This is a genomic window from Sphingomonas profundi, from assembly GCF_009739515.1.
In the GTDB taxonomy this organism is placed as follows: Bacteria; Pseudomonadota; Alphaproteobacteria; order Sphingomonadales; family Sphingomonadaceae; genus Alterirhizorhabdus; species Alterirhizorhabdus profundi.
Map to the genome: position 1 here is coordinate 834,106 of NZ_CP046535.1, position 24,066 is coordinate 858,171.

16 protein-coding genes are annotated in these 24,066 nt (G+C 70.9%); 6 read left to right on the forward strand and 10 right to left on the reverse strand.

Going from position 1 to position 24,066, the window contains the following annotated elements; all coding sequences use genetic code 11:
- Nucleotides 1-7 precede the first annotated feature (7 nt).
- The gene (locus GNT64_RS03820) at nucleotides 8-2,095 is read left to right on the forward strand and encodes a catalase (protein ID WP_197277274.1); all 2,088 of its coding nucleotides are present in this window, start codon (nucleotides 8-10) and stop codon (nucleotides 2,093-2,095) included.
- A 54-nt stretch (nucleotides 2,096-2,149) separates the two neighbouring features.
- On the opposite strand, the gene GNT64_RS03825 is transcribed toward GNT64_RS03820, so the two are convergent.
- From GNT64_RS03825 to GNT64_RS03850, 6 genes are all read right to left on the reverse strand, one after another.
- Nucleotides 2,150-2,842 carry a TetR/AcrR family transcriptional regulator gene (locus GNT64_RS03825; protein WP_156678306.1) on the reverse strand — a complete coding sequence of 231 codons (693 nt, stop codon included), beginning with the start codon at nucleotides 2,840-2,842 and terminating at the stop codon, nucleotides 2,150-2,152.
- A gap of 112 nt (nucleotides 2,843-2,954) precedes the next feature.
- Entirely contained in the window at nucleotides 2,955-4,499 is a 1,545-nt protein-coding gene (locus GNT64_RS03830; protein WP_156678307.1) for a DHA2 family efflux MFS transporter permease subunit, read from the reverse strand.
- The gene (locus GNT64_RS03835; RefSeq protein WP_156678308.1) at nucleotides 4,496-5,692 is read right to left on the reverse strand and encodes an HlyD/EmrA/EmrK family protein; all 1,197 of its coding nucleotides are present in this window, start codon (nucleotides 5,690-5,692) and stop codon (nucleotides 4,496-4,498) included. The genes GNT64_RS03830 and GNT64_RS03835 overlap by 4 nt, the downstream gene beginning before the upstream one ends.
- Complete coding sequence (locus GNT64_RS03840; protein WP_156678309.1) at nucleotides 5,689-7,110, reverse strand: efflux transporter outer membrane subunit; 1,422 nt, start codon at nucleotides 7,108-7,110, stop codon at nucleotides 5,689-5,691. Before GNT64_RS03840 ends, GNT64_RS03835 begins: the two co-directional genes overlap by 4 nt.
- Entirely contained in the window at nucleotides 7,107-7,583 is a 477-nt protein-coding gene (locus tag GNT64_RS22160; protein ID WP_156678310.1) for a MarR family winged helix-turn-helix transcriptional regulator, read from the reverse strand. Before GNT64_RS22160 ends, GNT64_RS03840 begins: the two co-directional genes overlap by 4 nt.
- 54 nt (nucleotides 7,584-7,637) lie before the next feature.
- The gene (locus GNT64_RS03850) at nucleotides 7,638-8,528 is read right to left on the reverse strand and encodes an aldose 1-epimerase family protein (RefSeq protein WP_156678311.1); all 891 of its coding nucleotides are present in this window, start codon (nucleotides 8,526-8,528) and stop codon (nucleotides 7,638-7,640) included.
- A 70-nt stretch (nucleotides 8,529-8,598) separates the two neighbouring features.
- On the opposite strand from GNT64_RS03850, the gene GNT64_RS03855 reads away from it, so the two are divergent.
- Nucleotides 8,599-8,814 carry a hypothetical protein gene (locus tag GNT64_RS03855; RefSeq protein WP_156678312.1) on the forward strand — a complete coding sequence of 72 codons (216 nt, stop codon included), beginning with the start codon at nucleotides 8,599-8,601 and terminating at the stop codon, nucleotides 8,812-8,814.
- 14 nt (nucleotides 8,815-8,828) lie between these two features.
- On the opposite strand, the gene GNT64_RS03860 is transcribed toward GNT64_RS03855, so the two are convergent.
- Complete coding sequence (locus tag GNT64_RS03860; protein ID WP_156678313.1) at nucleotides 8,829-9,812, reverse strand: YihY/virulence factor BrkB family protein; 984 nt, start codon at nucleotides 9,810-9,812, stop codon at nucleotides 8,829-8,831.
- A 167-nt stretch (nucleotides 9,813-9,979) separates the two neighbouring features.
- Between GNT64_RS03860 and GNT64_RS03865 the strand changes: the two genes are divergently transcribed.
- Together GNT64_RS03865 and GNT64_RS03870 are read left to right on the forward strand one after the other, a co-directional pair.
- Nucleotides 9,980-11,977: an autotransporter assembly complex protein TamA gene (locus GNT64_RS03865; RefSeq protein ID WP_231639244.1), complete on the forward strand. Its 1,998-nt coding sequence runs from the start codon at nucleotides 9,980-9,982 to the stop codon at nucleotides 11,975-11,977.
- Nucleotides 11,977-16,146 carry a translocation/assembly module TamB domain-containing protein gene (locus GNT64_RS03870; RefSeq protein WP_156678315.1) on the forward strand — a complete coding sequence of 1,390 codons (4,170 nt, stop codon included), beginning with the start codon at nucleotides 11,977-11,979 and terminating at the stop codon, nucleotides 16,144-16,146. The genes GNT64_RS03865 and GNT64_RS03870 overlap by 1 nt, the downstream gene beginning before the upstream one ends.
- 51 nt (nucleotides 16,147-16,197) lie before the next feature.
- On the opposite strand, the gene GNT64_RS03875 is transcribed toward GNT64_RS03870, so the two are convergent.
- Entirely contained in the window at nucleotides 16,198-17,610 is a 1,413-nt protein-coding gene (locus tag GNT64_RS03875; protein ID WP_156678316.1) for an L-serine ammonia-lyase, read from the reverse strand.
- A gap of 53 nt (nucleotides 17,611-17,663) precedes the next feature.
- Nucleotides 17,664-18,026, reverse strand: a complete 363-nt coding sequence (locus GNT64_RS03880) for a DUF4440 domain-containing protein (RefSeq protein WP_156678317.1) — start codon at nucleotides 18,024-18,026, stop codon at nucleotides 17,664-17,666.
- 168 nt (nucleotides 18,027-18,194) lie between these two features.
- Here GNT64_RS03880 and GNT64_RS03885 point away from each other — a divergent pair, with 168 nt between their 5' ends.
- Together GNT64_RS03885 and GNT64_RS03890 are read left to right on the forward strand one after the other, a co-directional pair.
- On the forward strand, nucleotides 18,195-19,805 hold the full coding sequence (locus GNT64_RS03885; protein WP_156678318.1) for an inorganic phosphate transporter: 1,611 nt from the start codon (nucleotides 18,195-18,197) through the stop codon (nucleotides 19,803-19,805).
- Nucleotides 19,806-19,881: 76 nt separating this feature from the next.
- A complete protein-coding gene (locus GNT64_RS03890; RefSeq protein WP_277873268.1) occupies nucleotides 19,882-20,826 on the forward strand; it encodes a CorA family divalent cation transporter in 945 nt (314 codons plus the stop codon).
- A gap of 53 nt (nucleotides 20,827-20,879) precedes the next feature.
- Here the strand turns inward: GNT64_RS03890 and putA are convergent, their stop codons facing one another.
- On the reverse strand, nucleotides 20,880-23,993 hold the full coding sequence (gene putA / locus GNT64_RS03895) for a bifunctional proline dehydrogenase/L-glutamate gamma-semialdehyde dehydrogenase PutA (protein ID WP_156678320.1): 3,114 nt from the start codon (nucleotides 23,991-23,993) through the stop codon (nucleotides 20,880-20,882).
- Nucleotides 23,994-24,066: the final 73 nt, after the last annotated feature.

Consider the following 24,066-nt stretch of genomic DNA (forward strand, 5'->3'; position numbering starts at 1 on the left):
GACGAGTGTGGCAGCCGACAGCACCTATCAGACGATCACCGGCGACGGCGGCGAGCTCCACCAGCAGACCGATGCCGGTGGCCCGCACCTGACGACCAATCAGGGCATCGTCGTCGCCGACAATCAGAACAGCCTGAAGGCCGGCCGGCGCGGACCGACCCTGCTGGAGGACTTCATCCTCCGCGAGAAGATCTTCCACTTCGATCATGAGCGCATCCCGGAGCGGATCGTCCATGCGCGCGGCACCGGCGCCCACGGCTATTTCGAGGCGTACGAGAATGCCGCCGGCTTCTCGAAGGCGGACCTGTTCCAGCGCGCGGGCGAGCAGACACCGGTGTTCGTGCGGTTCTCCACCGTGGCGGGCGGCGCGGGATCGGTCGATACGCCTCGCGACGTGCGCGGGTTCGCCGTGAAGTTCTACACCAAGGAAGGCGTGTGGGATCTCGTCGGCAACAACATTCCGGTGTTCTTCATCCAGGATGCGATCAAGTTCCCCGATCTCGTCCATGCCGTAAAGATGGAGGCGGACAAGGGCTACCCGCAGGCGGCCAGTGCCCACGACACCTTCTGGGACTGGATCGGCCTGATGCCGGAGGCCACCCACATGGTGATGTGGCAGATGAGCGACCGGACGATTCCGCGCTCCTTCGTCACCATGGAGGGCTTCGGCATCCATACCTTCCGGCTGATCGACGCGGAGGGGAAGAACACCTTCGTCAAGTTCCACTGGAAGCCGAAGCAGGGCCTGCAATCGCAGATCTGGGACGAGGCGGTGAAGACGGCCGGCGCCGATCCCGACTATCAGCGCCGCGACTTGTACGAGCGGCTTGACCGGGGCGACTATCCGGAGTGGGAGCTGGGCATCCAGGCATTCGACGAGGAGACCGCCGAGGGCCTCGACTTTGACGTGCTTGATTCGACCAAGATCATCCCGGAGGAGATCGTGCCGGTGACGCCGATCGGCCGGATGGTGCTGGATCGCTACCCCGACAATTTCTTCGCCGAGACCGAGCAGGTGGCCTACTGCCCGGGCAACATCGTGCCCGGCATCGATTTCACCAACGATCCGCTGCTGCAGGGCCGGCTGTTCAGCTATCTCGACACGCAGCTGAAGCGGCTGGGATCGACCAACTTCCACCAGCTGCCGATCAACGCGGCCAAGTCGCCGGTGAACAATTTCCAGCGTGACGGCCACATGCAGATGAACGTGCCGAAGGGCAGGGCCAATTACGAGCCGAACAGCCTGAACGAGGCGGGCGAGGATGCCGGCCCGCGCGAGTGCCCGGTGAAGGGCTACAGCACCTATGCCGCGCAGGATGTGGCGGCGCCCGCCGGCGACAAGCTGCGCATCCGGGCGGAGAGCTTCGCCGATCACTACAGCCAGGCGCGGCTGTTCTTCCGCTCGCTCGACAAGGCGGAACAGGCGCATCTCGCCTCGGCGCTGGTGTTCGAACTCTCCAAGGTGGGGCTGGAGCATGTGCGGGTGCGCGTGCTCTCCAACCTCGTCAACGTCGATCCGGCACTGGCGCAGCGCGTCGCGGATGGCCTTGCCATGGATGTGCCGCCCGCCTCGGCGACGGCGGTGGAGCCGAGGGATCTCGATCCCTCGCCGGCCCTGCGCATCATCCGCGGCCCGCTGGAGAAGCATACGCTGGAGGGGCGCGCGGTCGGCATCCTGATCGCGGACGGCAGCGACGGCGACCAGATCGACGCGCTGACGAGCAAGATCGGCGACGCCGGCGGCAAGCCGGTGCTGATCGCGCCCAAAGTGGGCGGCGTGAAGCTGAAGGACGGCAGTCTGCTGAAGGCCGACGCCCAATTGGCGGGCTTCCCGTCGGTGTTCGTCGACGCGGTGGCGCTCGTCCTCTCGGACGACGGGGCGGCGCTGCTGACCAAAGAGGCCGCGGCGGTGCAGTTCGTGATGGACGCCTTCGGCCATCTGAAGGCGATCGGCGCCGCCGATGCCGCCAAGCCGCTGCTGGACAAGGCGGGCGTGGAGGCCGACGAGGGCGTCACCGATCTGGGCGACGCCTTCCTCACGGCGGCCGGCCAGCGCTTCTTCGATCGCGAGCCCGGCGTGCGGACGCTCGCCTGAGCGACCGTCCGGGCCGCGCTCGCGCGGCCCGGACACGCTTTGCGATAGTCGGCTCTAGGCGCTGCAGGGTCCGCTGAGGGCCGCCGTCATCGCTTCGATCGTGTCGGTGGCATGGCGCGCCAGCGCGACCGGATCGCCGGCCTGGGGGTTGGCGGCGTCATGCTGCACCAGCAGGTTCAGGAACATCAGCGCGCACAGGGTGACGCGGGTCTGGGCGATGTCGGTCGGCAGATCGGCCATCAGCTGCTGGATCAGGTTGAGCAGGCGGCACATCGCCGGCGCGCCGGTGAAGGCGGTGCTCAGGCCGCGCACGGTGCCGTCCGGCATGCGGCGGATCAGATAGTGCAGCAGGAAGCCCGCGTGGGGATGATGGCCGCGATCGTCGCACAGCGAGAGGTGCGGCACGGAGAGGATCGTCAGCAGGGTGCCGGTGTCGGCCAGGCGGCCGTCCGCCTCCGCCTGATCGAGCAGCGCCTGCCGCTCGCTCTCCATCTCCGCCACGCGTTGGTGGAAGATGGCGTCGATCAGCTTGTCGCGGCTGCCGAAATGATATTGCACGGCATTGTTGTTGCCCTGGTTGGCGGCGATCGCGATCTCCCGCAGCGAGGCGCCGTCGAAGCCGCGCTCGGCGTACAGCCGCTCGGCCGCGCGTAGAATCCGCAGACGAGTCGCCTCGACTTCTGGCCGATGGCTCCGCCGTCGCGCAGATGCACCGAGCCTTTCGTCCGAAGCGGTCACGATGTCCATTGAATTCCCCCAAGTGTCCGATTCGGGTTAATCATTAACCGGTCTTTGAGGACAATAACTTATTCTAGTCGAGCCGCCTACACTCGCCTCGAAACGGGACGATCGAACGGGGTCAATCTACGGCGACCGGGCCGCTCAGGGGTTTGGGACGGCGCGCCATCCACACCAGCGCGATCATCGCCAGCGACAGCCAGCCGCAGGCAGTGAACAGATCGATCGAGGCGAGCAGATAGGCCTGGCCCACCAGCTGGCGGGTGGCGACGGCCATGCTCTGGAACCCGTCCAGGCCTTGCATGTTCAGCTGCGCCGCCGTGTGCCGGTAGGCGTCGCCGTCCGCCGTCACGGCCTCGGCCAGCCGGCTCTGGTGCAGCGCCTCGCGCCGGTCCCACATCGTGGTGACGAGCGACGCGGCGAAACTGCCGCCGGTGATACGCGCGAAGTTGGAGATGCCCGTGGCCGAGGGCACCCGTTCCGGCGCGATCCCGTCCAGCGAGATGTTGATCATCGCCACGAAGAAGGTGCTTATCGCGATGCCCTGCACCAGCATCGGCATCATGAAGTTGGTGATGCTGGAATAGGTGGTCAGCTGGCCGCGCATGAAGAAGGAGGCGGCGAAGGCGAGGAAGGACACGGTCGCCATCCAGCGCGCATCCACCTTGCCGCCGAGCCGCGCAACGAGCGGGGTGAGCAGCACCGCGACCACGCCGCTGGGTGCCGCGACCATGCCCGCCCAGGTGGCGGTGTAGCCGAGCTGGGTCTGCAGCCACAGCGGCATCAGCAGCGTGTTGGCGAAGAACAGCGCGTAGCCGAGGCAGAAGGCGGCCGTGCCCAGGGCGAAGTTCCGCCCGCGCAGCAGCGATAGGTCGACGACCGGGAACCGCTCGGTCAGTTCCCAGATCACCCACGCCGCGCAGCCGATCGCGGCGCAGAGGGTGAACAGGACGATCACGGGGCTGTGGAACCAGTCCGCATTCTTGCCGAGATCGAGCACGAGCTGGAGCGACGCGACCCAGAAGGCGAGCAGCAGCAGGCCGACCTTGTCGATCGGCAGGGATCGCGTCGCCGTCTCGCGCGTGCGCAGGAAGCGCCAGGAAACGAGCGCGGCGACCAGGCCGAACGGCACGTTGATGAGGAAGATCCAGCCCCAGTGGAAGTTGTCGGAGATGTAGCCGCCCAGGATCGGCCCCATCACCGGCGCGGTCAGCGTCGTCATCGACCAGATGCCGAGCGCGAGCGAACGCTTCTGCGGCGGGAAGATGGCGATCAGCAGCGTCTGCGAGCCCGGGATCATCGGCCCGGAGACGGCGCCCTGCACGATGCGGAACAGGATCAGCGAGTTCAGATCCCACGCGATGCCGCAGAGGAAGGAGGCGAGGGTGAACAGCGCGACCGAGGAGACGAAGGTGCGCACCACGCCGAAGCGGCCCATCAGCCATCCGGTCAGCGGCAGGGCGATGCCGTTGGCGACGGCGAAGGAGGTTATGATCCACGTGCCGCTGTCGGTGCTCTCGCCCAGATTGCCGGCGATCGTGGGGAGGGAGACGTTGGCGATCGTCGAATCGAGCACCTGCATGAACGTGCCGAGCGCCAGCCCCAGCGCGGTGAGCGCCAGCGCGCCGCCGGCCAGCGGCGCCTGGCCGGCATCCGCCCCGCTCATCCCGCGGCGGCCGCGTTGGCGGCGATGATCCGGCGGATGCGCGCCTCGATCTTCGTATCGTCGGCGGTCGGCTGGTCCATCCGCAGCGACGAAGCGGCGGGGCGGGGGAGGAGGCTGCCGCCGGCGTTCGCCACGTCCACCGACGCCGTCACGGAGAGGCCGATGCGCAGCGGGTGGGCGGCCAGCTCGCGCGGATCGAGCGCGATGCGCACGGGCACGCGCTGGGTGATCTTGATCCAGTTGCCCGATGCGTTCTGCGGCGGCAGCAGCGCGAAGGCGTTGCCGCTGCCGGCCGCGAGCCCCAGCACGCGACCGTGATAGACGACATCGCCGCCGTACACGTCCGCCCGGATCGCCACCGGCTGGCCGATGCGCAGCCGGCGCAGCTGCGTCTCGCGGAAGTTCGCGTCGACCCACAGGCGGTTCAGCGGCACCACCGCCATCAGCGGCGTGCCGGCGGCGACCTGCTGGCCCAGCTGCACGCTGCGCCGCGCGACCACGCCCTCCACCGGCGCGACGATGCGCATGTGGCTCTGCACGATCGCCGCCCGGCGCACGGCGGCGATCGCCGCGAGCACGGCCGGGTTCTCGGCAACCGGCACGCCCTGCACCGTGGTGCGGGACTGGGCGAGGCGGCTGCGCGCCACGTTCAGCGCGGCGCGGGCGAGGGTGACGGCGTCGGCGGCATGGGCCACCTCCTCGCCGGAGACGGCGCCGTCCACGGCGGCGGCGCGGCGGCGGCCATAATCGTTCTGCGCGCTGGCGAGCCGCGCCTCCGCCTGCGCCACCTCGGCGCCGCCCTCGTCCAGCGAGGAGAAATCGGAGCGGATCGCGCGCACGGCGCGGGCCAGATCGGCCTCGGCCTGCGCCATCGCGACGTCCGCCGTGGCGGGATCGAGATCGATCAGCCGCTGGCCGCGCCGCACGCTCTCCGTATCGTCGGCATGCAGGCCGATCACGGTGCCCGCCTCGCGCGCGGTGATGGAGACGACGTCGCCGGCGACATAGGCGTCGTCGGTGCCTTCCACCGCGCCGGCGAAGAACAGGGCGTGGATGCCCCAGGCGATCGCGCCGAGCAGCACGACGGCGCCCAGGATCGCGAACCAGCGGCGGCGGCGGGGATCCTTCGCCGCTGCAGGATCGGGCGCGACCGCCTCCACGGGGATCGCCGGCGGCCTGCTTTCCTGGTTCATCGGCTCGACTCCACGGCGGGGCTGGCGGCGGCGGGGGTGAAGCCGCCGCCCACGGCGATCAGCAGCTGGACGCGACGGAGCGCGGCATCGGCGACGAGGCCGGCCTCCGCCTGTCGGGCGGAAAGGACGCGCGTGCCCGTCTCCAGCACGTCCAGCTGGGAGCCGAGGCCGGTGCGCACGCGGGTGCGATCCAGCCGGATCGTGGCGTTCAGCCCGGCCAGGATGCGGCGCTGCTCGGCAAGGTCACGCTCGGTGTCGGCGACCTGGGCCAGAGCGTCGGCCGCCTCGCGCACGGCGCGCAGCACCGCCCCGTCATAGTCTGCCACGGCCAAAGCGACGCGGGCGTCGGCGCCGGCGTAAGCGGCACGCAGACGGCCGCCGTCGAACAGCGGCAGGTGCAGCGCCGCGCCGCCGCCATAGGTGCGCGCGTCGGTGCTGAAGACGTTGCCGATGCCGATGGCGGAGAGCCCGATCAGCGCCCGCAGATCGACGTTCGGGTAGAAGTCCGCCCGCGCCGCGGTGCGGCCGGCGACGGCCGCGTCGATCCGTGCTCTCGCGGCGAGCAGATCCGGCCGGCGGCCGAGCAGATCCGCCGGCAGCGCCTGCGGCAGGGCGGCGAGGCGGTTCGCATCCAGCGTGGGCCGCCCCACCTGCGCGTAGAAATCGGCGCCCCGCCCGACGAGGGCGGCGAGCGCGTGGACGGCGAGCGTGCGCCCCGCCTCGGCCCGGATCTGCGCCTGCCGCGCCTCGGCCAGCAGCGTCTCGCCGGCGCGCGCGTCGAAATCGCTGGCGAGGCCGGTACGGATGCGGGTGTTGGCGAGCGCGAGCGAGCGGTCGCGCGAGGCGACGAGATCGCGCGCCACATCGGCCAGCGCATAGGCGCGGGCGAGATCGACGTAGGCGGAGGCGACGCCGCTGACGATCGCCAGCCGCGCGGCGGCGGCATCCAGCGCCGCCGCGTCGGCGCCGGCGCCGGCCTGGGCGATCAGCGCCTTCTGACGGCCGAACAGATCGAGCGTCCAGCCAAGCCCGGCCTGCGCGCTGGCGATCCAGCGGGTGCTGCCCGCGAACGGCGGCGGGATCGTCGATCGGCCGCTGAGCCGCTGGCGATCGAGCGAGGCATCGAGCGCGCCTTGCGGATCGTCGACCGAGTCCGTCTCGGCCAGGGTGGCGCGGGCGGCGGCCAGGCGGGCGAGGGCGGCATCGAGCGACGGCTCGTGCGCCAGCGCCGCCGCCATCAGCCGATCGAGCTGCGGATCGCCCAGCGCCGTCCACCAATCGGGCGCGACCGGCGGCAGCGGCGCGGCCGCCAGCCCAAGCTGCCCGGCGGCGATCGGCACGGGCGCGGCGGCGCGCGGCGGCAGGCCCGCGCACCCGGCGAGCGCCAGCGACGCGGCGACCGGAAGCAGCCGCCTCATGGCCGCGCCTCGCCGCTCTGCACGGCGGACAGGCGATCGATGAGGCGGCGGAGGAGCGACAGCAGCATCGCATCCTCCTCCGGCGTGAACGCCTCCATCAGCATGTCCCACAGGCCGGCGACGCGCGGCACCAGCCGGTTCGCGGCATCCCGGCCGACCGGCGTGAGCGAGAGATGGATGACGCGCCGGTCGCTGGTGCTGCGCTGGCGCGCGATCAGGCCGCGCTCCTCCAGCTGATCCAGCATGCGCGTCGTCGCGCCGCCGTCATGGCCGAGGCAGCGGGCGAGCGCGCCGCACGTGTCGACCAGGCCGTCGCGCAGCTGGATCAGCGCGACCCACTGGGTGAAGCTCAGATCCTCGTCGGAGAAGCTCTCCTCGCCGACCTGCATGGTGAGCTTGTGCGCGCGCCGCAGCAGATAGCCGAGGCTGTTCGTCGCCGTATATTGCTCCGCCCGATCGTATGTCTCGGCCATTGTTGCCACCACAAAACTTGCCTTGGCATCTAATTGGCGCTCGAACGGCGTTCGTCAAGGCAGAAGCGTGATGCTCATCGCGAATGTGCGCCGGCCGGCGGGCGGGATGATGACGATGCCGGGCTTGGCGAACAGGTCCGCGTCGAAGCCCGCCGGATCGGCGAAGCCCTGCCACGGCTCGATGCAGAGGAAGCCGGCGCCGGGCTTGGACCACAGGCCCAGCATCGGCATGTCCGGATAGTCGATCCGCAACTGCGGCCCGGCGGCGGCGCCGTAGAGCAGGCTGCGGCTGGCCGGCCGATCGAGGATGATCGCATCCTCGACGAACAGATCGTCGTCGAGGGCGAGCGTATCGCCGGCGATCGGGCTGGGCCGCAGCCGCGGATCGACGAGGCCGGCGGTGTCCAGACGGCGGATCGGCGTGGGCTCGTTCGCGCCGAAACGGATGCGGTGGTCGGCACGCGGCGCGCCATAGGGCAGCGGCCAGCGCAGGGCGGGGTGGAAGCCGAAGCTGGCCGGCATCGCCGTATCGCCGAGATTGGCGACCGTCGCCTCCAGCCGGATCGTGGCGGCGGCGATCGCGTAGCGCATGTCCAGCCGGAAGGCGAAGGGATAGGCGGCGCGCGTCTCCTCGTCCGCCTCCAGCCGGAAGGTGGCGGCGGCGGGCGCCTGTTCCAGCAGGGCGAAGCGGCGGCGGCGGGCGAAGCCGTGGCGCGGTAGCTCATAATTCTGCCCGTCCAGCCGGTAGCGACCACCCGCGAGGCCGCCGACGATCGGGAACAGCAGCGGCGACCGGCCGGACCAGACGGCCGGATCGCCATCCCACAGCAGATCGCGGCCGGCCGCGTCCCGCAGGATCCGGAGCTCCGCGCCGAGCGGGCTGATCGCCGCCGACAGGCCGTCGCCGGCGATCGCGATCTCGCCGGGCTCATTCTCGTCCGCCATGTGTTTCTCCGTCCGCGCCGCCTGTGTTGCAGTGCGGCGCGTACAACCGCCTTCCTCCGGAGGAAAGAACGTGATGCTCGCCCGACGCTTCTCCACCGCCTTCGCCGCCCGCTTCGCCCAGCGCAGCGTGGGCGTGGAGGACGATTCGATCGAACAGGCGCTGTTGACGACCGGCATCACGCTGGCGGCCACGCGCAAGCGCCGCACGGCCGGCATCGCGCTGGTGGCGGCCGCCGCCGCGCTCGGCTGGGCACGGCGCCGGCGGGAGCGCGTCAGGCGCGCCTGATCCGCCGGCGAGGGTCAGTCCCGGGCGGCGGCGGTGTCGGCCATCTTGGCGCCGCGCTCGCCCATCGGGCGGGGGCGGCCGGTGGTGCTGTCCTGCGCGGTCTGCCGCTCCACCTCGGCATTGATCGTCGCGCCGAGCAGGATCGCGTAGGCGGAGACGAACAGCCACATCAGCAGCACCACCACCGCGCCCAGCGAGCCATAGGTGGCGTTATAGTCGCCGAACTTCGCGGCGTAGAAGCCGAAGCCCAGCGTGGCCGCCAGCCACAGCACCGTGGCGAGCGCGGAGCCGAGCGACAGCCAGCGCCAGCGCGCATCCGCCCGATCGGGCGCGAAGCGGTAGGTGGCGGCGATCACCATGCTGGCGAGCGTGCCGGCGACGAGCCACGTCGCCACCTTGATCATCGCCGCCGCCGCCGGCCCGATGCCGCCGAGCAGGGTCTGCAGATAGCCGAGGATCGAGGCGGAGAGCAGGCCGACAATGCCTACCATCACGGCGGCGATGATGATCGCGAACGAGATCAGGGTGGTGATGATGATGCTGCGCCGCTCGACCTGCTCGTAGATCACGTTCAGCGCCGCCATGATCGCGCCGGATGCGCGGGTGGCGCCGTAGAGCGAGATCAGCAGCGCCAGCAGCAGGCCGAGCCCCTTCTTGGAGGCGGCCGTGGTGGTGACGCTGACGAGCTGCTCGTAGATCAGCCGCGCGGCGTCCGCCGGCACCAGATCGATGATCGTGCGCATGTGGGTAGCGACGGTGGCCGGATCGGCGATCAGGCCGTAGGTCATGATGAGGGCGCCGAACAGCGGCACGATCGAGAGGAAGCAGTAGAAGGCGACGCCGGCGGCCATCAGCCCGATATTGTCGGTGCCGGTCTTGAACCAGACGCGCTTCAATATGTCCCGCCAGGCGCGCGCCGGCATGGCGAGCGGGCTGCTCGCCTCGCGACCGTGGCCCTTCGGCTTGCCCGATGCCGCTTCCCCTGCCGCCTGCGCCATGAAACTCCCCTCTCGTCACTCGTCCTGCAAACTCTCGGGCCGGCCAAAGGCTCAATAAAGAAAGTGGCGGAGGTGATGGATCCGATCGCGGTTTCGGGCGTTTGCGGGGTGATCCGGGTGCGGTAAGACGGCCGCCGCGGGTGTTTCGGGGGTCGGTGTTGCGAAGATTGACGCGGTTCGCGCTCGCGGCCTCCCTCAGCTGGGCCGCCGTTGCCGCAACGGCGCAGCCGGGGCCGGTGGATCCGGAGTTCGACGCCGCCCTGCCGCCGCTGGAGGCCACGCAGGCGCCGCCGGCCGAGGCCACGCCCGCGCAGATCCCGCCAGTGGCGCCCGATCCGGAACTCGCCCGGCCGCTGCCGCCGATCGCCACCTTCGATGCGACCCCGCCGCCTGCGACCACGACGCAGCCCAAGGCCGATCCCGACGCGCGCATCCGCTACACCAGCAAGGTGACGGGGCTGGACGCCGTGTCCCTAGACGACGCGTTCAAGGCGCTCTCGGCGCTGCGCAAGGGCAAGGGCAAGGCGGCCAACGCCACGCAGGTGCAGGCGCGCGCGGACGAGGATGTGAAGCTGATCGAGCGGCTGCTGCGGTCCGAAGGCTATTATGACGGGCTCGCCGTCGCCACCGTGGATCCCGTCGGCGATGCGCCGGGGCAGGTGGCGGTGACGATCGCCGCCACGCCGGGCGACCGCTACGCGCTGGGCGCGATCGAGACGCGGCTGGACGACCCGAACGCACAGCCGCTGACCCGCGCCGCCCTTGGCCTGAAGACCGGCGACCCGATCGTCGCCGCCGCGATCGAGACGGCCGAGGCCAATGTGGCGCTGCGGCTGCCGGAGCAGGGCTATCCCTTCGTCGCGGTCGGCGCGCGCGACGTGCTGCTCGACGATGCGACGCATCGCGGCGACTATACGCTGCCGGTGACGGCGGGGCCGCGCTCCTCCTTCGGCGCGCTGCGCGCGGCGGGAGACCCGGTGTTCGCGGTGGACCATCTGGCGATCTTCCCGCGCTTCAAGGCGGGCGAGCTGTACGACAGCCGCAAGGTGGACGACCTGCGGCAGGCGCTGGTGGCGACCAGCCTGTTCCAGTCCGTCGCGGTGGAGCCGGTGCGGACCGGCACGATCAACCCGGACGGCACCGAGGCGGTGGACCTGCTGGTGCGGCAGGCCAAGGGGCCGTGGCGCAGCCTGGCGGCGAGCGCCGGCTATGGCACCGGCGAGGGCATCAAGCTGACCGGATCGTGGACCCACCGCAACCTGTTCCCGCCGGAGGGCGCACTGACGGTGGAGGCGGTGGCCGGCACCCAGCAGCAGAGCGTGGGCACCACCTTCCGCCGATCGAATGCCGGCAGGCGCGATCGCACCTTCCAGGCCAACGCCTCCGTCGCGCGGCAGCGGTTCGACGCCTATGATGCCGAGACGGCGAGCCTGGCCGCCAGCCTTGCCCGCACCAGCACGCCGATCTGGCAGAAGAAATGGACCTATTCGATCGGCACGGAGCTGATCGCCACGCGCGAGACGCGCAACGTGGCGAACGACACCGATCGCACGCGCAGCACCTACCTGATCGCCGCCCTGCCGCTGCAGCTGGGCTATGACGGATCGGACAGCCTGCTCGATCCCACGCGCGGCTTCCGCGTCTCCGGCCGGCTGAGCCCGGAGGCGCAGCGGCGCGGCGGCGGCGGCGGCTTCGACGGCTATGCCCGCATGCTGCTGGAGACGAGCGCCTATTTTCCCGCGACCGGATCGATCGTGCTGGCCGGCCGCGCGCGGCTGGGATCGATCGTCGGCGCCACGCGGGACAGCATCGCGCCCTCCCGCCGGCTGTACGCCGGCGGCGGCGGATCGGTGCGCGGCTTCGGCTTTCAGGAGCTTGGGCCGAAGGACGCGAACAACGATCCGCTCGGCGGCCGATCGCTGACCGAGTTCGCGGTGGAGGCGCGCTACCGCTTCGGCAATTTCGGCATCGTGCCCTTCTTCGATGCCGGACGGGTGGGCGAGGGATCGACGCCGAGCCTCTCGGGCCTGCGCTACGGTGCCGGCATCGGCGGGCGCTACTACACGAACTTCGGGCCGATGCGGGTGGACATCGCCACCCCGATCAACCGCCAGCCGGGCGAGTCGAAGGTCGCGCTCTACATCTCCATCGGGCAGGCGTTCTGATGAACCCCGCCCTTCGCACCACGCTGAAATGGGTCGGCATCGGCCTTGCCGCGATCGTCCTGATCGTGGCGGCGCTGCTGGTAGGCATCAATACCGGGCCGGGCCGCGCCTTCATGGCGCGGCAGATCGGCGGCTTCACCACCGAGAGCGGCATGGCCTTCCACGTCGACCGGATCGACGGATCGATCTACGGCCGCATGACCCTGGTGGGGCTGGAGGTGCGCGATCCCAAAGGCGCCTTCCTGACGGCGCCCGCCGTGACGGTGGACTGGCGGCCGTTCGCCTACATCAACAGCAAGGTGGACGTGCGCGAGGCGAGCGCGGCGACGATGACGCTGCTGCGCCTGCCTGAGCTGAAGCCCGTTCCCTCCGATCCGAACGCGCCGACCCTGCCGGACATCGACCTGGCGATCGGCCGGCTGGCGATCGACCGTTTCGTGGTGGAGCCGCCGGTGACGGGCAAGCGGCACATCGTGCGCCTTGCCGGATCCGCCGACATCGCCGACGGACGCGCGCGGATAAACGCCGATGCCGACGCCATCCGCGCGGCCGGCGTGGCGGGCGGCGATCGCCTCACCCTGAGGCTGGATGCGGTGCCCGATGCCAACCGGCTGCTGATCGACGCGAAGTTGGCGGCGCCGGCCGGCGGGCTGGTGGACAGCTATGCGGGCCTGGGCAAGCCGGTCTCGCTCTCGATCGACGGGCGCGGCGACTGGGCGAACTGGGCCGGGCGGGCCAGCGGCACCGTGGGCGGGCAGGTGATCGCCGATCTGGCGCTGACCGGCCGCGACGGCACCTTCGCGGCCAGGGGCGATGTGATGCCCGGCGTCATCCTCACAGGCCCGGCGGCGCGGCTGACCGAGCCGGCGATCGCCATCGACGCCACCGCGAAGCTGGCCGACCGTAAGGCCGATACCGTGCTGCACGCGCGATCGGCGGCGATGGCGGTGGATGCCGCCGGCCTGATCGATCTCGCCAATAGCCGGCTCGGCGGGTTCAGGGTGCAGGGCCAGCTGCTGCGCCCAGGCGCCATCGCCGACAATGCCGCCGGGCGCGACATCCGCTTCGCCGCCACGCTGGACGGGCCGTTCGCCACGCCGACGGTCGAGTATCGCCTGAGCGCCGCCGCCGCCAGCTTCGGCACGATGGGGATCGAAGGCGTGCAGGCGAGCGGACGGGCGGTGATCGACACCGATCGCATCCGCATACCCGTGAACGCCACCGCGCGGCGCGTGACCGGGCTGAACGCGGCGGCCGGCGGCCTGCTGACCAACATCGCGATCAACGGCAACCTCGCTTACACCGGCGGGCGGCTGATCTCCGACAATATCCGGCTGCGATCGGACCGGATCGACGCCACCGCCATCGTGATCGCGGATTTCGGCAAGGGCACCTATACCGGCGCGCTGAAGGGCCGGGTGAACGACTATCAGGTCGACGGGCTAGGCCGCATCAACCTCGTCACCGATGCGAACCTCGTCACCGGGCCGAAGGGCGGCTTCGGCATCAAGGGCCGCGTGCGGGTGACGACACGGCGGCTGGACAATGCCTCGATCCGCGACCAGCTGGGCGGCAATGCCGTCATCACCGCCGACGTGGGCTTCGACGAGGACGGGATCGCCTCCGTCAGCAACCTGCGCGTCACGGCACCGAACCTGCGGGTGACGGGCGGCAGCGGCCGCTACGCGCCGGACGGGCGGATTGCGTTCAGGGCGCAGGGGCAGTCCAAGCTCTACGGCCCGTTCAGCGTGACCGCATCCGGCACCCTGGAGCGGCCGGTGGTGAAGCTGGTCGCGCCACGGCCCTATGTGGGCGTGCAGCTGTCCAACGTGGAGGCGACCCTGACGGGATCGGCCGCCGGCTATCGCGTCGTCGCGCGGGGCGGATCGCCCTACGGGCCGTTCAACGCCGACGTGCTGATCCGATCGGGGCGCGGGCCGCTGGCCATCGACATCGCCACCGCCCGCTTCGCCGGCGTGGACTTCCGCGGCAATCTGGTGGCGACGCCGGCCGGGCCGTTCGCCGGCACGCTGACGCTCGCCGGATCGGGGCTGAACGGCACGGTGCGGCTGGCCGCCGCCGGCGCCAACCAGCGCGCCGACGTGGACGTGCGCGCGTCCGCCGCGCGCATCCCCGGCGACGTGCCGATCACCATCGGCCGCGGCGTGATCCGCGCCACGGCGATCCTGTACCCGAACGCGCCCTCGATCCAGGCGAGCGCGGCCCTGGCTGATGTGACGCAAGGGTCGTTCGTGCTGACCAGCCTGCAGGGACGGGTGAACTATCAGGGCGGGCGCGGCACGGCGGCGGTGATCGCCAAGGGGCGCAGCGGCGTGCCGTTCGACATCGCCGCGCAGGCCGCCCTCTCGCCCACCCTGATCCGCGCCAACGCGAAGGGATCGGTCAACAACCTGGCCTTCCGTCTGGCGAGCCCGGCCGAGATCCGCAAGGCCGGCGCTGAGTGGGTGCTGAGCCCGGCGACGGTGGTGCTGCCGCAGGGGCAGGTGCTGATCGCCGGCCGCTACGGCGCCACCACGCAGGCGACCGCGCGGCTGAACAATCTCGATCTCTCGATCGTGCAGGCGGCGGTGCCGGGCCTGGGCCTGGGCGGCAAGGCGAGCGGCACGGTGGAGATGCGCCTGCCGGCCGGCGGCGGCCTGCCGGTGGTGGATGCCCGGCTGAATATCGCCCGCTTCACCCGCACCGGCGCGCTCGTGGTGTCGCAGCCGGTGGACATTGCGCTGCTGGGCCGGCTGGACAACACGGCCGGCGACGTGCGGGCACTGATCCGGCGCGGCGGCGCGGTGGTGGGGCGGATGCAGGCGCGGCTGGCGCCGATCCCGGCCGGGGCGTCGATTAGCGACCGCCTGTTCGCGGCGGCGCTCTCCGGCGGGGTGCGCTACAACGGCCCGGCCGAAGTGCTGTGGACGCTCACCGGCATCGCCGGCCAGCAGGTGAGCGGGCCGGTGGCGGTGGCGGCGGACTTCAGCGGGCGGCTGGGCCAGCCGAACGTCACCGGCATCGTCCGCGCCAACGCCCTGCGCTACGAGAACGACGTCTATGGCACGACCATCGCGAACATCGCGGTGGACGGGCGCTTCACCCAGAACCGGTTCGAACTGGCGAAGTTCACCGGCAATGCCGGCACCGGCACGATCGCGGCATCCGGCTATGTCGGCCTAGACGCGGCGAGCGGCTTCCCGATGGACATCCGCGTCAACCTCCGCCGGGCGCAGCTGGCGCGCAGCGAGGCGATCGCCGCCACCGTCTCCGGCACGCTCGCAATCTCGAATAGCAAGGCGGCGGGCGCGCTGATCAAGGGCGACCTGACGATCCCCGAGGTGCGCTACGAGATCATCCGCCAGGGCGCGGCCGAGGTGGCCGAGCTGGAAGGCGTGCGCCGCAAGAACGCACCGCCGGTGAAGCCCGTCGCCGAGACGGTGCCGAGCAACTGGAAGCTCGACATCCGCGTCCGTGCCGACAACCGCATCTTCGTGAGCGGCATGGGGCTGGAGGCGGAGTGGAGCACCGACATGCGGATCGGCGGCACGGCGACGCGGCCGGTGATCGTCGGCGACCTAGACGTGCTGCGCGGCACCTACTCCTTCGCCGGCCGCCGCTTCGAGCTGGCGAACAGCAGCAAGGTGACGTTCGACGGTGGCGACTTCCTGAACCCGCAGCTGAACATCTCCGCCAGCACCACGGTGGAGAGCGTGACGGCGACGATCGCGATCGCCGGCCGCGCGCAGGCGCCGCAGATCAGCTTCACCTCGACGCCCAACCTGCCGCAGGACGAGGTGCTCTCGCGCCTGCTGTTCGGATCTTCGGTGACGTCGCTGTCACCGACGCAGGCGATCCAGCTGGCGGCCGCGCTCAACTCGCTGCGCGGATCGGGCGGCGGCGGGCTCAACCCGCTCGGCAAGCTGCGCTCGGCGACAGGGATCGACCGGCTGCGCGTGCTGGGCGCGGACAAGACGGCCGGGCGCGGTACGGCGCTGGCGGCGGGGCAGTACATCTCCAACGACATCTATGTGGAGGTGATCACCGATGCGCGCGGCTTCACCGCCACGCAGCTGGAGATATCGTTGTCGAAGGCGCTCAGCGTGCTCTCCCAGACCGGATCGTTCGGCGGATCGAGCGTGAACCTGCGATATTCGAAGGACTATTGAGGCGCGCGCGCCGGCACCTCAGGGAAGGCGCGAATCAGGGCCGGCGCCGCCTCAACATTCGACGACGTTCACCGCCAGGCCGCCGAGGCTGGTCTCCTTATATTTGGAGCGCATGTCCTCGCCGGTCTGGCGCATCGTCTCGATCACCGCGTCCAGGCTGACGATATGCTGGCCGTCGCCCTGCAGGGCCAGATAGGCGGCGTTGATCGCCTTGATCGCGCCCATCGTGTTCCGCTCGATACAGGGGATCTGGACGAGGCCGCCGATCGGATCGCAGGTGAGGCCGAGATTATGCTCCATGCCGATCTCGGCCGCATTCTCGATCTGGCGGTTGGTGGCGCCGAGTGCCGCGGCGAGCCCCGCCGCCGCCATCGAGCAGGCGACGCCCACCTCGCCCTGGCACCCCATCTCCGCCGCGGAGATGGACGCGCGCTTCTTGTAGAGGAAGCCGATCGCCGCCGCCGTCGTCAGCAGCAGGCGGCTGCCTTCGCGGGTGGGGGCGGCGGTGAACACCTCATAATATTTGAGGACCGCCGGCAGCACGCCGGCAGCACCGTTGGTAGGCGCGGTGACGACGCGGCCGCCGGCGGCATTCTCCTCGTTCACCGCCAGCGCCCAGAGGCTCACCCACTCGAACACGGTGGACGGATCGCTGCGCGGCCCGCGGGCGAGCAGGCGATCGTGCAGATCCTTGGCGCGGCGGCGCACCTTCAGGCCGCCGGGCAGCATCCCGTCCGCCGCGCAGCCGCGCGTGACGCAGGCGAGCATCGCCTCGCGCACCGCATCGAGGAAGGCGTGGGTCTCCTCGTCCGATCGCCAGGCGCGCTCGTTGGCGGCGACGATCTCGCCGATGGAGCGGCCGGTGGCGTCGCCGATCTCCAGCAGCCCGGCACCGGAGGAGAAGGGATAGGGCAGGGTGATGTTGACGCGCGCCGCCGGCTCGCCCTCGCGCCGGATCGCGCCGCCGCCGATCGAGAAATAGACCGCCTGCTCGATCCCGCCGTCCGCCGCCCAGGCGGTGAAGCGCATGGCATTGGCGTGGCCGGGCAGGAAGGTGCCGCGGCGGAACAGCAGGTCGCCCTGCTCCACGAACGGCACCGGCGTCCCGCCCGCCAGCGGCAGTGTGCCGCTCTCGCGGATCGCGGCCAGGGCGGTTGGGATCGCATCCGGATCGATCGTCTCCGGCGTCGCGCCGGAGAGGCCGAGCAGGATCGCCGAGTCGGTCGCGTGGCCGTGGCCGGTCAGCGCCAGCGAGCCGAACAGCTCGCACTGCACCCGCGCGACCGGCCCCCGCGCCACCACGCGATCGGCGAAGTCGAAGGCCGCGCGCATCGGCCCGACGGTGTGGCTGCTGGACGGGCCGACGCCGATCGTGAACAGTTCCACCACGCTTATCGCGCGGGCGATGTCGGCGCGCTCCGTGCCGGGGCGCGCATCCGCCAGGTCCGTTTCGCTGTCGCTCATCGGTCGACCTAGCAGCGGCGCCGCCGGAACCGCCAGCGCAAAGATGGGGCGGTTCAGCCGCCGGCGGTGAGCGGCGGGGTCTGCTGGTGCTGGACGACGCGCCACTCCTCATGCGCCAGCCGGCGGTAGGTGGAGGTGCAGTAGGCATGGTAGGCGCGGCCGTCGTCCGCCTCGGCCGTGGCGCTATAGGCGATCACGATCAGCCCTTCCTGCGGCCGCATGATCCGCCCGTCGGCGAAGCTGACGCGCGACCAGCGCGGGGTCTCTGCCACCGCCTCGATCGCCTCCGCGCCGCTCAGCACGTAGGGGATGGTCGGCAGCACCATCACGCAGGCATCGTCGATCGCCGCGCGATAATGGTCGGCATAGCCGGTCCACAGGCCTTCCTCGAACGCCCAAACCCGCTGGTCTTCCACGGCCGCCTCCTCTGATCAGTCGAGGCGGGAAGCGCGGCGGCGCGGCGAATGTTCCCGTCGTGCCGGGGTCGTTCCCACGCCCCCAAGGCAGCCTCAGCCATGTTGGGCAACATGCGTGTCACAATGCAGCATTACACCGGGGTCCAGCCACCAGCGGGGACACGATTCATGAACGCCACCATCGCAGCGGCGGGGCACAGCTCCCGACCGGATCTGGACAAGGGGCTCGGCGTCGCCGGGAAGATGGGTTTCCTCGCCGCGGTCGTCGCGGCGATCGCCTATGTCGCCTACAGCGTCTACTCGGACGCGACCGCGGTGGGGGTGGTCGCCACCGCCTACCTGCCGTACGTGCTGCTGTTCGTCGCCCTGCTGATCGCCCTCGGGTTCGAGTTCGTCAACGGCTTCCACGATACCGCCAACGCCGTGGCCACGGTGATCTACACCAACGCCATGCCGGCGAACGTGGCCGTCGTGTGGTCCGGCTTCTTCAACTTCCTCGGCGTGCTGCTCTCAACGGGCGCGGTGGCGTTCGGTATCGTCTCGCTGCTGCCGGTGGAGCTGATCCTGCAGGTGGGATCGGACGCCGGCTTCGCGATGGTGTTCGCGCTGCTGATCGCCGCGATCATGTGGAACCTGGCGACCTGGTCGCTGGGCATTCCCTCCTCCAGCTCGCACACGCTGATCGGATCGATCATCGGCGTGGGCGTGGCCAATGCGCTGATGCACGGCAAGAGCGGCACCTCCGGCGTGGACTGGGGCAAGGCGACCGAGATCGGCGAGGCGCTGCTGTTCTCGCCGCTGATCGGCTTCGGCCTTGCCGCCCTGCTGTTCCTGGCGATGAAGCTGCTGGTGCGCAACGAGGCGCTCTATCGCGAGCCGCAGGCCGGCCTGCCGCCGCCCTGGTGGATCCGCGGCCTGCTGATCTTCACCTGCACCGGCGTCAGCTTCGCCCACGGATCGAACGACGGGCAGAAGGGCATGGGCCTGATCATGCTGATCCTGATCGGCACGGTGCCCACCGCCTATGCGCTGAACCGCGCGGTGCCGGCGCAATATACCGCCGAGTTCCACAGCCGCTCGCTGGCCGTGTCGGAGATGCTGCGGCCGCATGTGGGCCAGGTCGTCGCCGGCGATCCGGCGCAGGCGCGCACCGCGGTGACACGCTACATCGCCGACAAGGCCTACTCGCCCAACACGCTGCCGGCGCTGAGCACGCTGGTGATCGACATCGACAAGCAGGTGATGGGCTACGGATCGCTGGCGCAGGTGCCGGCGGCGGCCGTGGGCAACATCCGCAACGACATGTATCTCTCCGCCGAGGCGATCAAGCATCTGGGCAAGGAGAAGGCGGCCGGCCTTTCCGAGCAGGAGGTCGACACGCTGACCACTTACAAGAAGTCGCTGGACAGCGGCACGCGCTTCATCCCGACCTGGGTGAAGGTGGCGGTGGCGTTCGCCCTGGGCCTGGGCACGATGGTGGGCTGGAAGCGCATCGTGGTGACGGTGGGCGAGAAGATCGGCAAGACCCACCTCACCTATGCGCAGGGCGCATCGGCCGAGCTGGTGGCGATGGGGACGATCTTCTCGGCCGACGCGCTGGGCCTGCCGGTATCGACCACGCACGTGCTCTCCTCCGGCGTGGCGGGCACGATGGCGGCTAACGGATCGGGCTTGCAGATGAGCACGATCCGCAACATGCTGATGGCCTGGGTGCTGACGCTCCCGGTCTCCATCCTGCTCGCGGGGCTGCTCTACGCGCTCTTCTCCGTCATCTTCTGAGCCGGCGCCGGCGGGCGACGCGGCGGCCGAACGCATCCCCACGGGGTTCTCGTTCGAGCCGCCGCGCGCCGGCCTGATCTGGGGCTTCGCCTTTGCCGATGCGGGCGCGGCGCGCGTCTCCACCTGCGAGGAGACGCCGGCGGAGGGTTTCCGCTGGCTGCACCTGAACCTGGCCGATCAGGGCACGCGCCACTGGATCGCCACCTGCGACGAGCTTACCGACGGCGTGCGCGAGCTGCTGCTCTCCGCCGAGACGCACCAGCATGCGCTGATCGACGGCGATGTCGTCGGCTGCGTGCTGCACGATCTGGAGCGGGACTTCGACGTGGTCGATACCGCGCGCGTGGGTGCGCTGCGGGTGGCGCTGGCGCCGCGCCTGATCGTTACCGCGCGGCACCATCCGCTGCGCTCCGCCGACATCGTGAAGGAACGGCTGACGCGCGGCCCGCCGCTGGACGGCCCGGCGGCGGCGCTGGATCTGGTCGTCGGCACGATCGCCGGCATCGTCGCCGGCCTGGGCCGCGAGATGAGCCTGGCCGTGCAGGAGGCGGAGGACGCCTTCCTCGAAGGTCTGGACGCGCCGACCACCCGCACGCTGATCGGCATCCGCCGGCGGCTGGCCCAGCTGCACCGCCTGACGGACGGGATGCGCGGCGTGTTCGTGCGGCTGGAAGAGGACGAGGATCTGCCGGCGGCGCTGCTGGCGACGGTCGCGCGGCTCTCCCAGCGCCTCTCCGGGCTCGACGGCGATCTCGGCGGCGTGCAGAGCCAGCTGCGCCTGCTGCGCGACGAGATCGACATCCAGTCCGGCCAGCGGACGAACCAGAACCTCTACGTGCTCTCGATCATGACCGCGCTGATGCTGCCGGCGACCCTGATCACCGGCATCTTCGGCATGAACACCGGCGGCATGCCGCTGGAGCGGACCAGCGCCGGCACCTTCGTGGCGCTGATGCTGGCGCTGGCGACGGCGGTCGGCACCTATCTGGTGCTGCGCGCGATGGGGCTGATGCGGCGATAGCCCTCGCCGGGCTCAGCGTTCCTGCTGCATGAGCAAAGCGCCGGAGCCTGCCGCTACAGGTTCAGCAGCGCCGGATCGCCGCCCTGGGCGGTGATGTTGACCGAGACGGCGCGCTCCACCGCGTAGCGCAGCAGCGCGTGCGGGCCGCCGGCCTTGGGGCCGGTGCCCGACAGGCCCTCGCCGCCGAACGGCTGCACCCCCACCACCGCGCCGATGATCGATCGGTTCACATACACGTTGCCGGCGGGCACGAGATCGCGCACGTCCGCGGCGAAGGCCTCGATCCGGCTGTGCACGCCGAGGGTGAGGCCGTAGCCGCGCGCGGCGAGCGCGCCCGCCGTTTCCGCCAGCTTCGCCGGATCGTAGCGGTAGACGTGCAGGATGGGGCCGAACACCTCCCGTTCCAGGAAGTCGGGCGTCGGCACCTCGGCGATCACCGGGCCGAAATAGGCGCCGGCCTCACGACGGTCGCCGATCGGCTTGCGGAACAGGATCTTCGCATCGCGCTCCAGCCGGGCCACGTGGCGATCGAGATCGTCGCGCGCCGCTTCGTCGATCACCGGGCCGATGTCGGTTCCCGGCAGCGCCGGATCGCCGATCACCAGCGCATCCAGCGCGCCGCCCAGGGTGGCGATCAGCTCGTCGGCCGAATCCCTCGGCAGATAGAGAATGCGCAGCGCCGAGCAGCGCTGCCCGGCCGAGCCGATGGCCGAGAGGATCACGTCGTCGACCACCTGCTCCTTCAGCGCGGTGGTATCGACGAACATGCCGTTCAGCCCGCCGGTTTCCGCGATGAACGGCACGATCGGGCCGGGCCGTGCGGCGAGCGCGCGGTTGATGCCGGCGGCGGTATCGGTGCCGCCGGTGAAGGCGACGCCGTCCACCCCCGGATGGCCGGTGAGGACGGGGCCGATCGCGGCGCCGTCGCCCGGCAGCAGCGCCAGCAGATCGGGATCGAGCCCGGCCTTGTGGAACAGCCGCACCGCTTCCGCCGCGATCAGCACGGTCTGCTCGGCGGGCTTGGCCAGCACGGCATTGCCCGCCGCCAGCGCGGCCGCGATCTGGCCGGTGAAGATCGCCAGCGGGAAGTTCCACGGGCTGATGCATACGAAAAGGCCGCGCCCGCGCAACTCCAGCTGGTTCGTCTCGCCCACCGGGCCGGCGAGCGTCACCGGGCCGGCGAACTGCTTTTCCGCGAGGTGGGCGTAGTAGCGGCAGAAATCCACCGCCTCGCGCACTTCCGCCACGCCGTCGTTCAGGGTCTTGCCCGCCTCCAGCGAGAGCAGGGCGACGAGCCGGTCCATGTCCGCCTCCAGCGCGTCGCCCATCGCCCGCAGGGTGAGAGCGCGGGCGGGGCCGCCCACCCGGTCCCACGCGCGCTGCGCCTTGCGTGCCGCCGCCACCGCGACATCGACGTTGGCCGCCGTCGCGTCAGACGTTTCGCCCAGCACGAGCCGGCGATCGGCCGGGCTCGTCACCGGCCGGGCCGCGCCGTCGCCCTGGCGCAGGGTGCCGCCGACGATCGGGCCGGCGACGATCCGCTCCCGCGCCGTCAGCGATCGCGCGCGCTCCGCGGCGATCTGCGTCGCCACGATCGAATAGTCGCGGCCTAGCGGATTGCGCCGCGCCGGGCCGTAGAGATCGGCCGGCACCGGGATCTTCGGGTGGCGATGCGGCTGCGCCTGCACGATGCCGATCGGATCCTGCACCACCTGATCGGCCGGCACCCGCTCGTCCAGCAGGGCGTGGACGAAGCTGGTGTTGGCGCCGTTCTCCAGCAGGCGGCGGACGAGGTAGGGCAGCAGCTCCTCATGCCCGCCGACCGGCGCGTAGGCGCGCAGCCGCGCCTTGCCGTAGCGCGTATCGCCGGCGCGGTAGAGCGCCTCGCCCATGCCGTGCAGCCGCTGATGCTCGATCGTGACGCCCCGGTCGGCGGCCATGTGGCGCACCGCCGCCAGCGTATGGGCGTTGTGCGTGGCGAATTGCGGATAGAGGGCGGGCGCCGCATCGATCAGCGCCTTCGCGCAGACCAGATAGGAGAGATCGGTCGCGGCCTTGGTGGTGAACACCGGATAATCGGGCCGGCCGGCTATCTGGGCGCGCTTGATCTCGCTGTCCCAATAGGCGCCCTTCACCAGCCGCACCATGATCCGGCGGCCGCTCTCCCGCGCCAGCCGGGCGATCCCCTCGATCACCGCCGTGCCGCGCTTCTGATAGGCCTGCACGACGATGCCGAGGCCGGACCACGCCTTCAGCTCCGGATCGCGCGCCAGCCGCTCGAACAGCTTCAGCGAGATCACGAGGCGGTCCGCCTCCTCCGCGTCGATCGCGAAGTTCAGGTCGTGCCGCGCGGCGATCAGCGCCAGCCGCTTCACCCGCGGAAAGAGTTCGCTCCACACGCGCGCCTCCTGCACCGCCTCGTAGCGCGGGGAGAGGGCGGAGAGCTTGACCGAGATGCCGTGGCCGGTCTCCGGCCCGGCGCCGCGCGCGGCCTTGCCGACGGCCTCGATCGCATCGGCGTAGATGCGCTCGTACCGCTCGGCATCGTGCGCGGTGCGGGCGCCCTCGCCCAGCATGTCGAACGAGCACAGGGTGTCCTCCTTGCGCGCACGGGCGATCGCGTCCTCGATCGTGCGGCCGAGGACGAACTGCTCGCCCATGATCTTCACGGCGGCGCCCACCGCGCGGCGGATCACCGGCTCGCCGACGCGGCTGGCGAGCCGTTTGAGCCAGCCGCCGGTGTCGCGCCGGGCCTCATCGTCCACGTCGATCAGCCGGCCGGTCAGCATCAGGCCGATCGTGGAGGCGTTGACGAACAGGCTGTCCGACGCGCCGAGATGGCTGGACCAGTCGGCCGAGCCGATCTTCTCGGCGATCAGGCGGTCGCGCGTGTCGGCGTCCGGCGTGCGGAGCAGCGCCTCGGCGAGGCACATCAGCGCGAGCCCCTCCTTCGTGCCGAGCGAGAATTCCTGGAGGAAGCTCTCCACCACGCCCTGGCGCTGGGCGGAGTTGCGCGCGGCCGCCACCAGCGCCGTCGCCTCGGTCACGATCGCGGCGCGATCGGCCGGCGACAGCGGCTGACGCGCGAGCAGATCGGCGACCGCCTCGCCCTCGTCGCGATACTTGATGTCGTCCAGCGCGTTCCAGGTGGAGAGGGTGGGGGTCATCGGCGTCTCCTGCGAACCAGTCCGCTCGTGCCGGGGAATCACGGACCGGGACGAGACGCCATCCCGAAGGATC

Excerpts from the sequence above, each read along its gene's own strand:
- GNT64_RS03825 (WP_156678306.1), bottom strand. The coding sequence starts at position 2,842 with ATGGACATCGTGACCGCTTCGGACGAAAGGCTCGGTGCATCTGCGCGA.
- GNT64_RS03830 (WP_156678307.1), bottom strand. The coding sequence starts at position 4,499 with ATGAGCGGGGCGGATGCCGGCCAGGCGCCGCTGGCCGGCGGCGCGCTG.
- GNT64_RS03835 (WP_156678308.1), bottom strand. The coding sequence starts at position 5,692 with ATGAACCAGGAAAGCAGGCCGCCGGCGATCCCCGTGGAGGCGGTCGCG.
- GNT64_RS03840 (WP_156678309.1), bottom strand. The coding sequence starts at position 7,110 with ATGAGGCGGCTGCTTCCGGTCGCCGCGTCGCTGGCGCTCGCCGGGTGC.
- GNT64_RS22160 (WP_156678310.1), bottom strand. The coding sequence starts at position 7,583 with ATGGCCGAGACATACGATCGGGCGGAGCAATATACGGCGACGAACAGC.
- GNT64_RS03850 (WP_156678311.1), bottom strand. The coding sequence starts at position 8,528 with ATGGCGGACGAGAATGAGCCCGGCGAGATCGCGATCGCCGGCGACGGC.
- GNT64_RS03860 (WP_156678313.1), bottom strand. The coding sequence starts at position 9,812 with ATGGCGCAGGCGGCAGGGGAAGCGGCATCGGGCAAGCCGAAGGGCCAC.
- GNT64_RS03870 (WP_156678315.1), top strand. The coding sequence starts at position 11,977 with ATGAACCCCGCCCTTCGCACCACGCTGAAATGGGTCGGCATCGGCCTT.
- GNT64_RS03875 (WP_156678316.1), bottom strand. The coding sequence starts at position 17,610 with ATGAGCGACAGCGAAACGGACCTGGCGGATGCGCGCCCCGGCACGGAG.
- GNT64_RS03885 (WP_156678318.1), top strand. The coding sequence starts at position 18,195 with ATGAACGCCACCATCGCAGCGGCGGGGCACAGCTCCCGACCGGATCTG.
- putA (WP_156678320.1), bottom strand. The coding sequence starts at position 23,993 with ATGACCCCCACCCTCTCCACCTGGAACGCGCTGGACGACATCAAGTAT.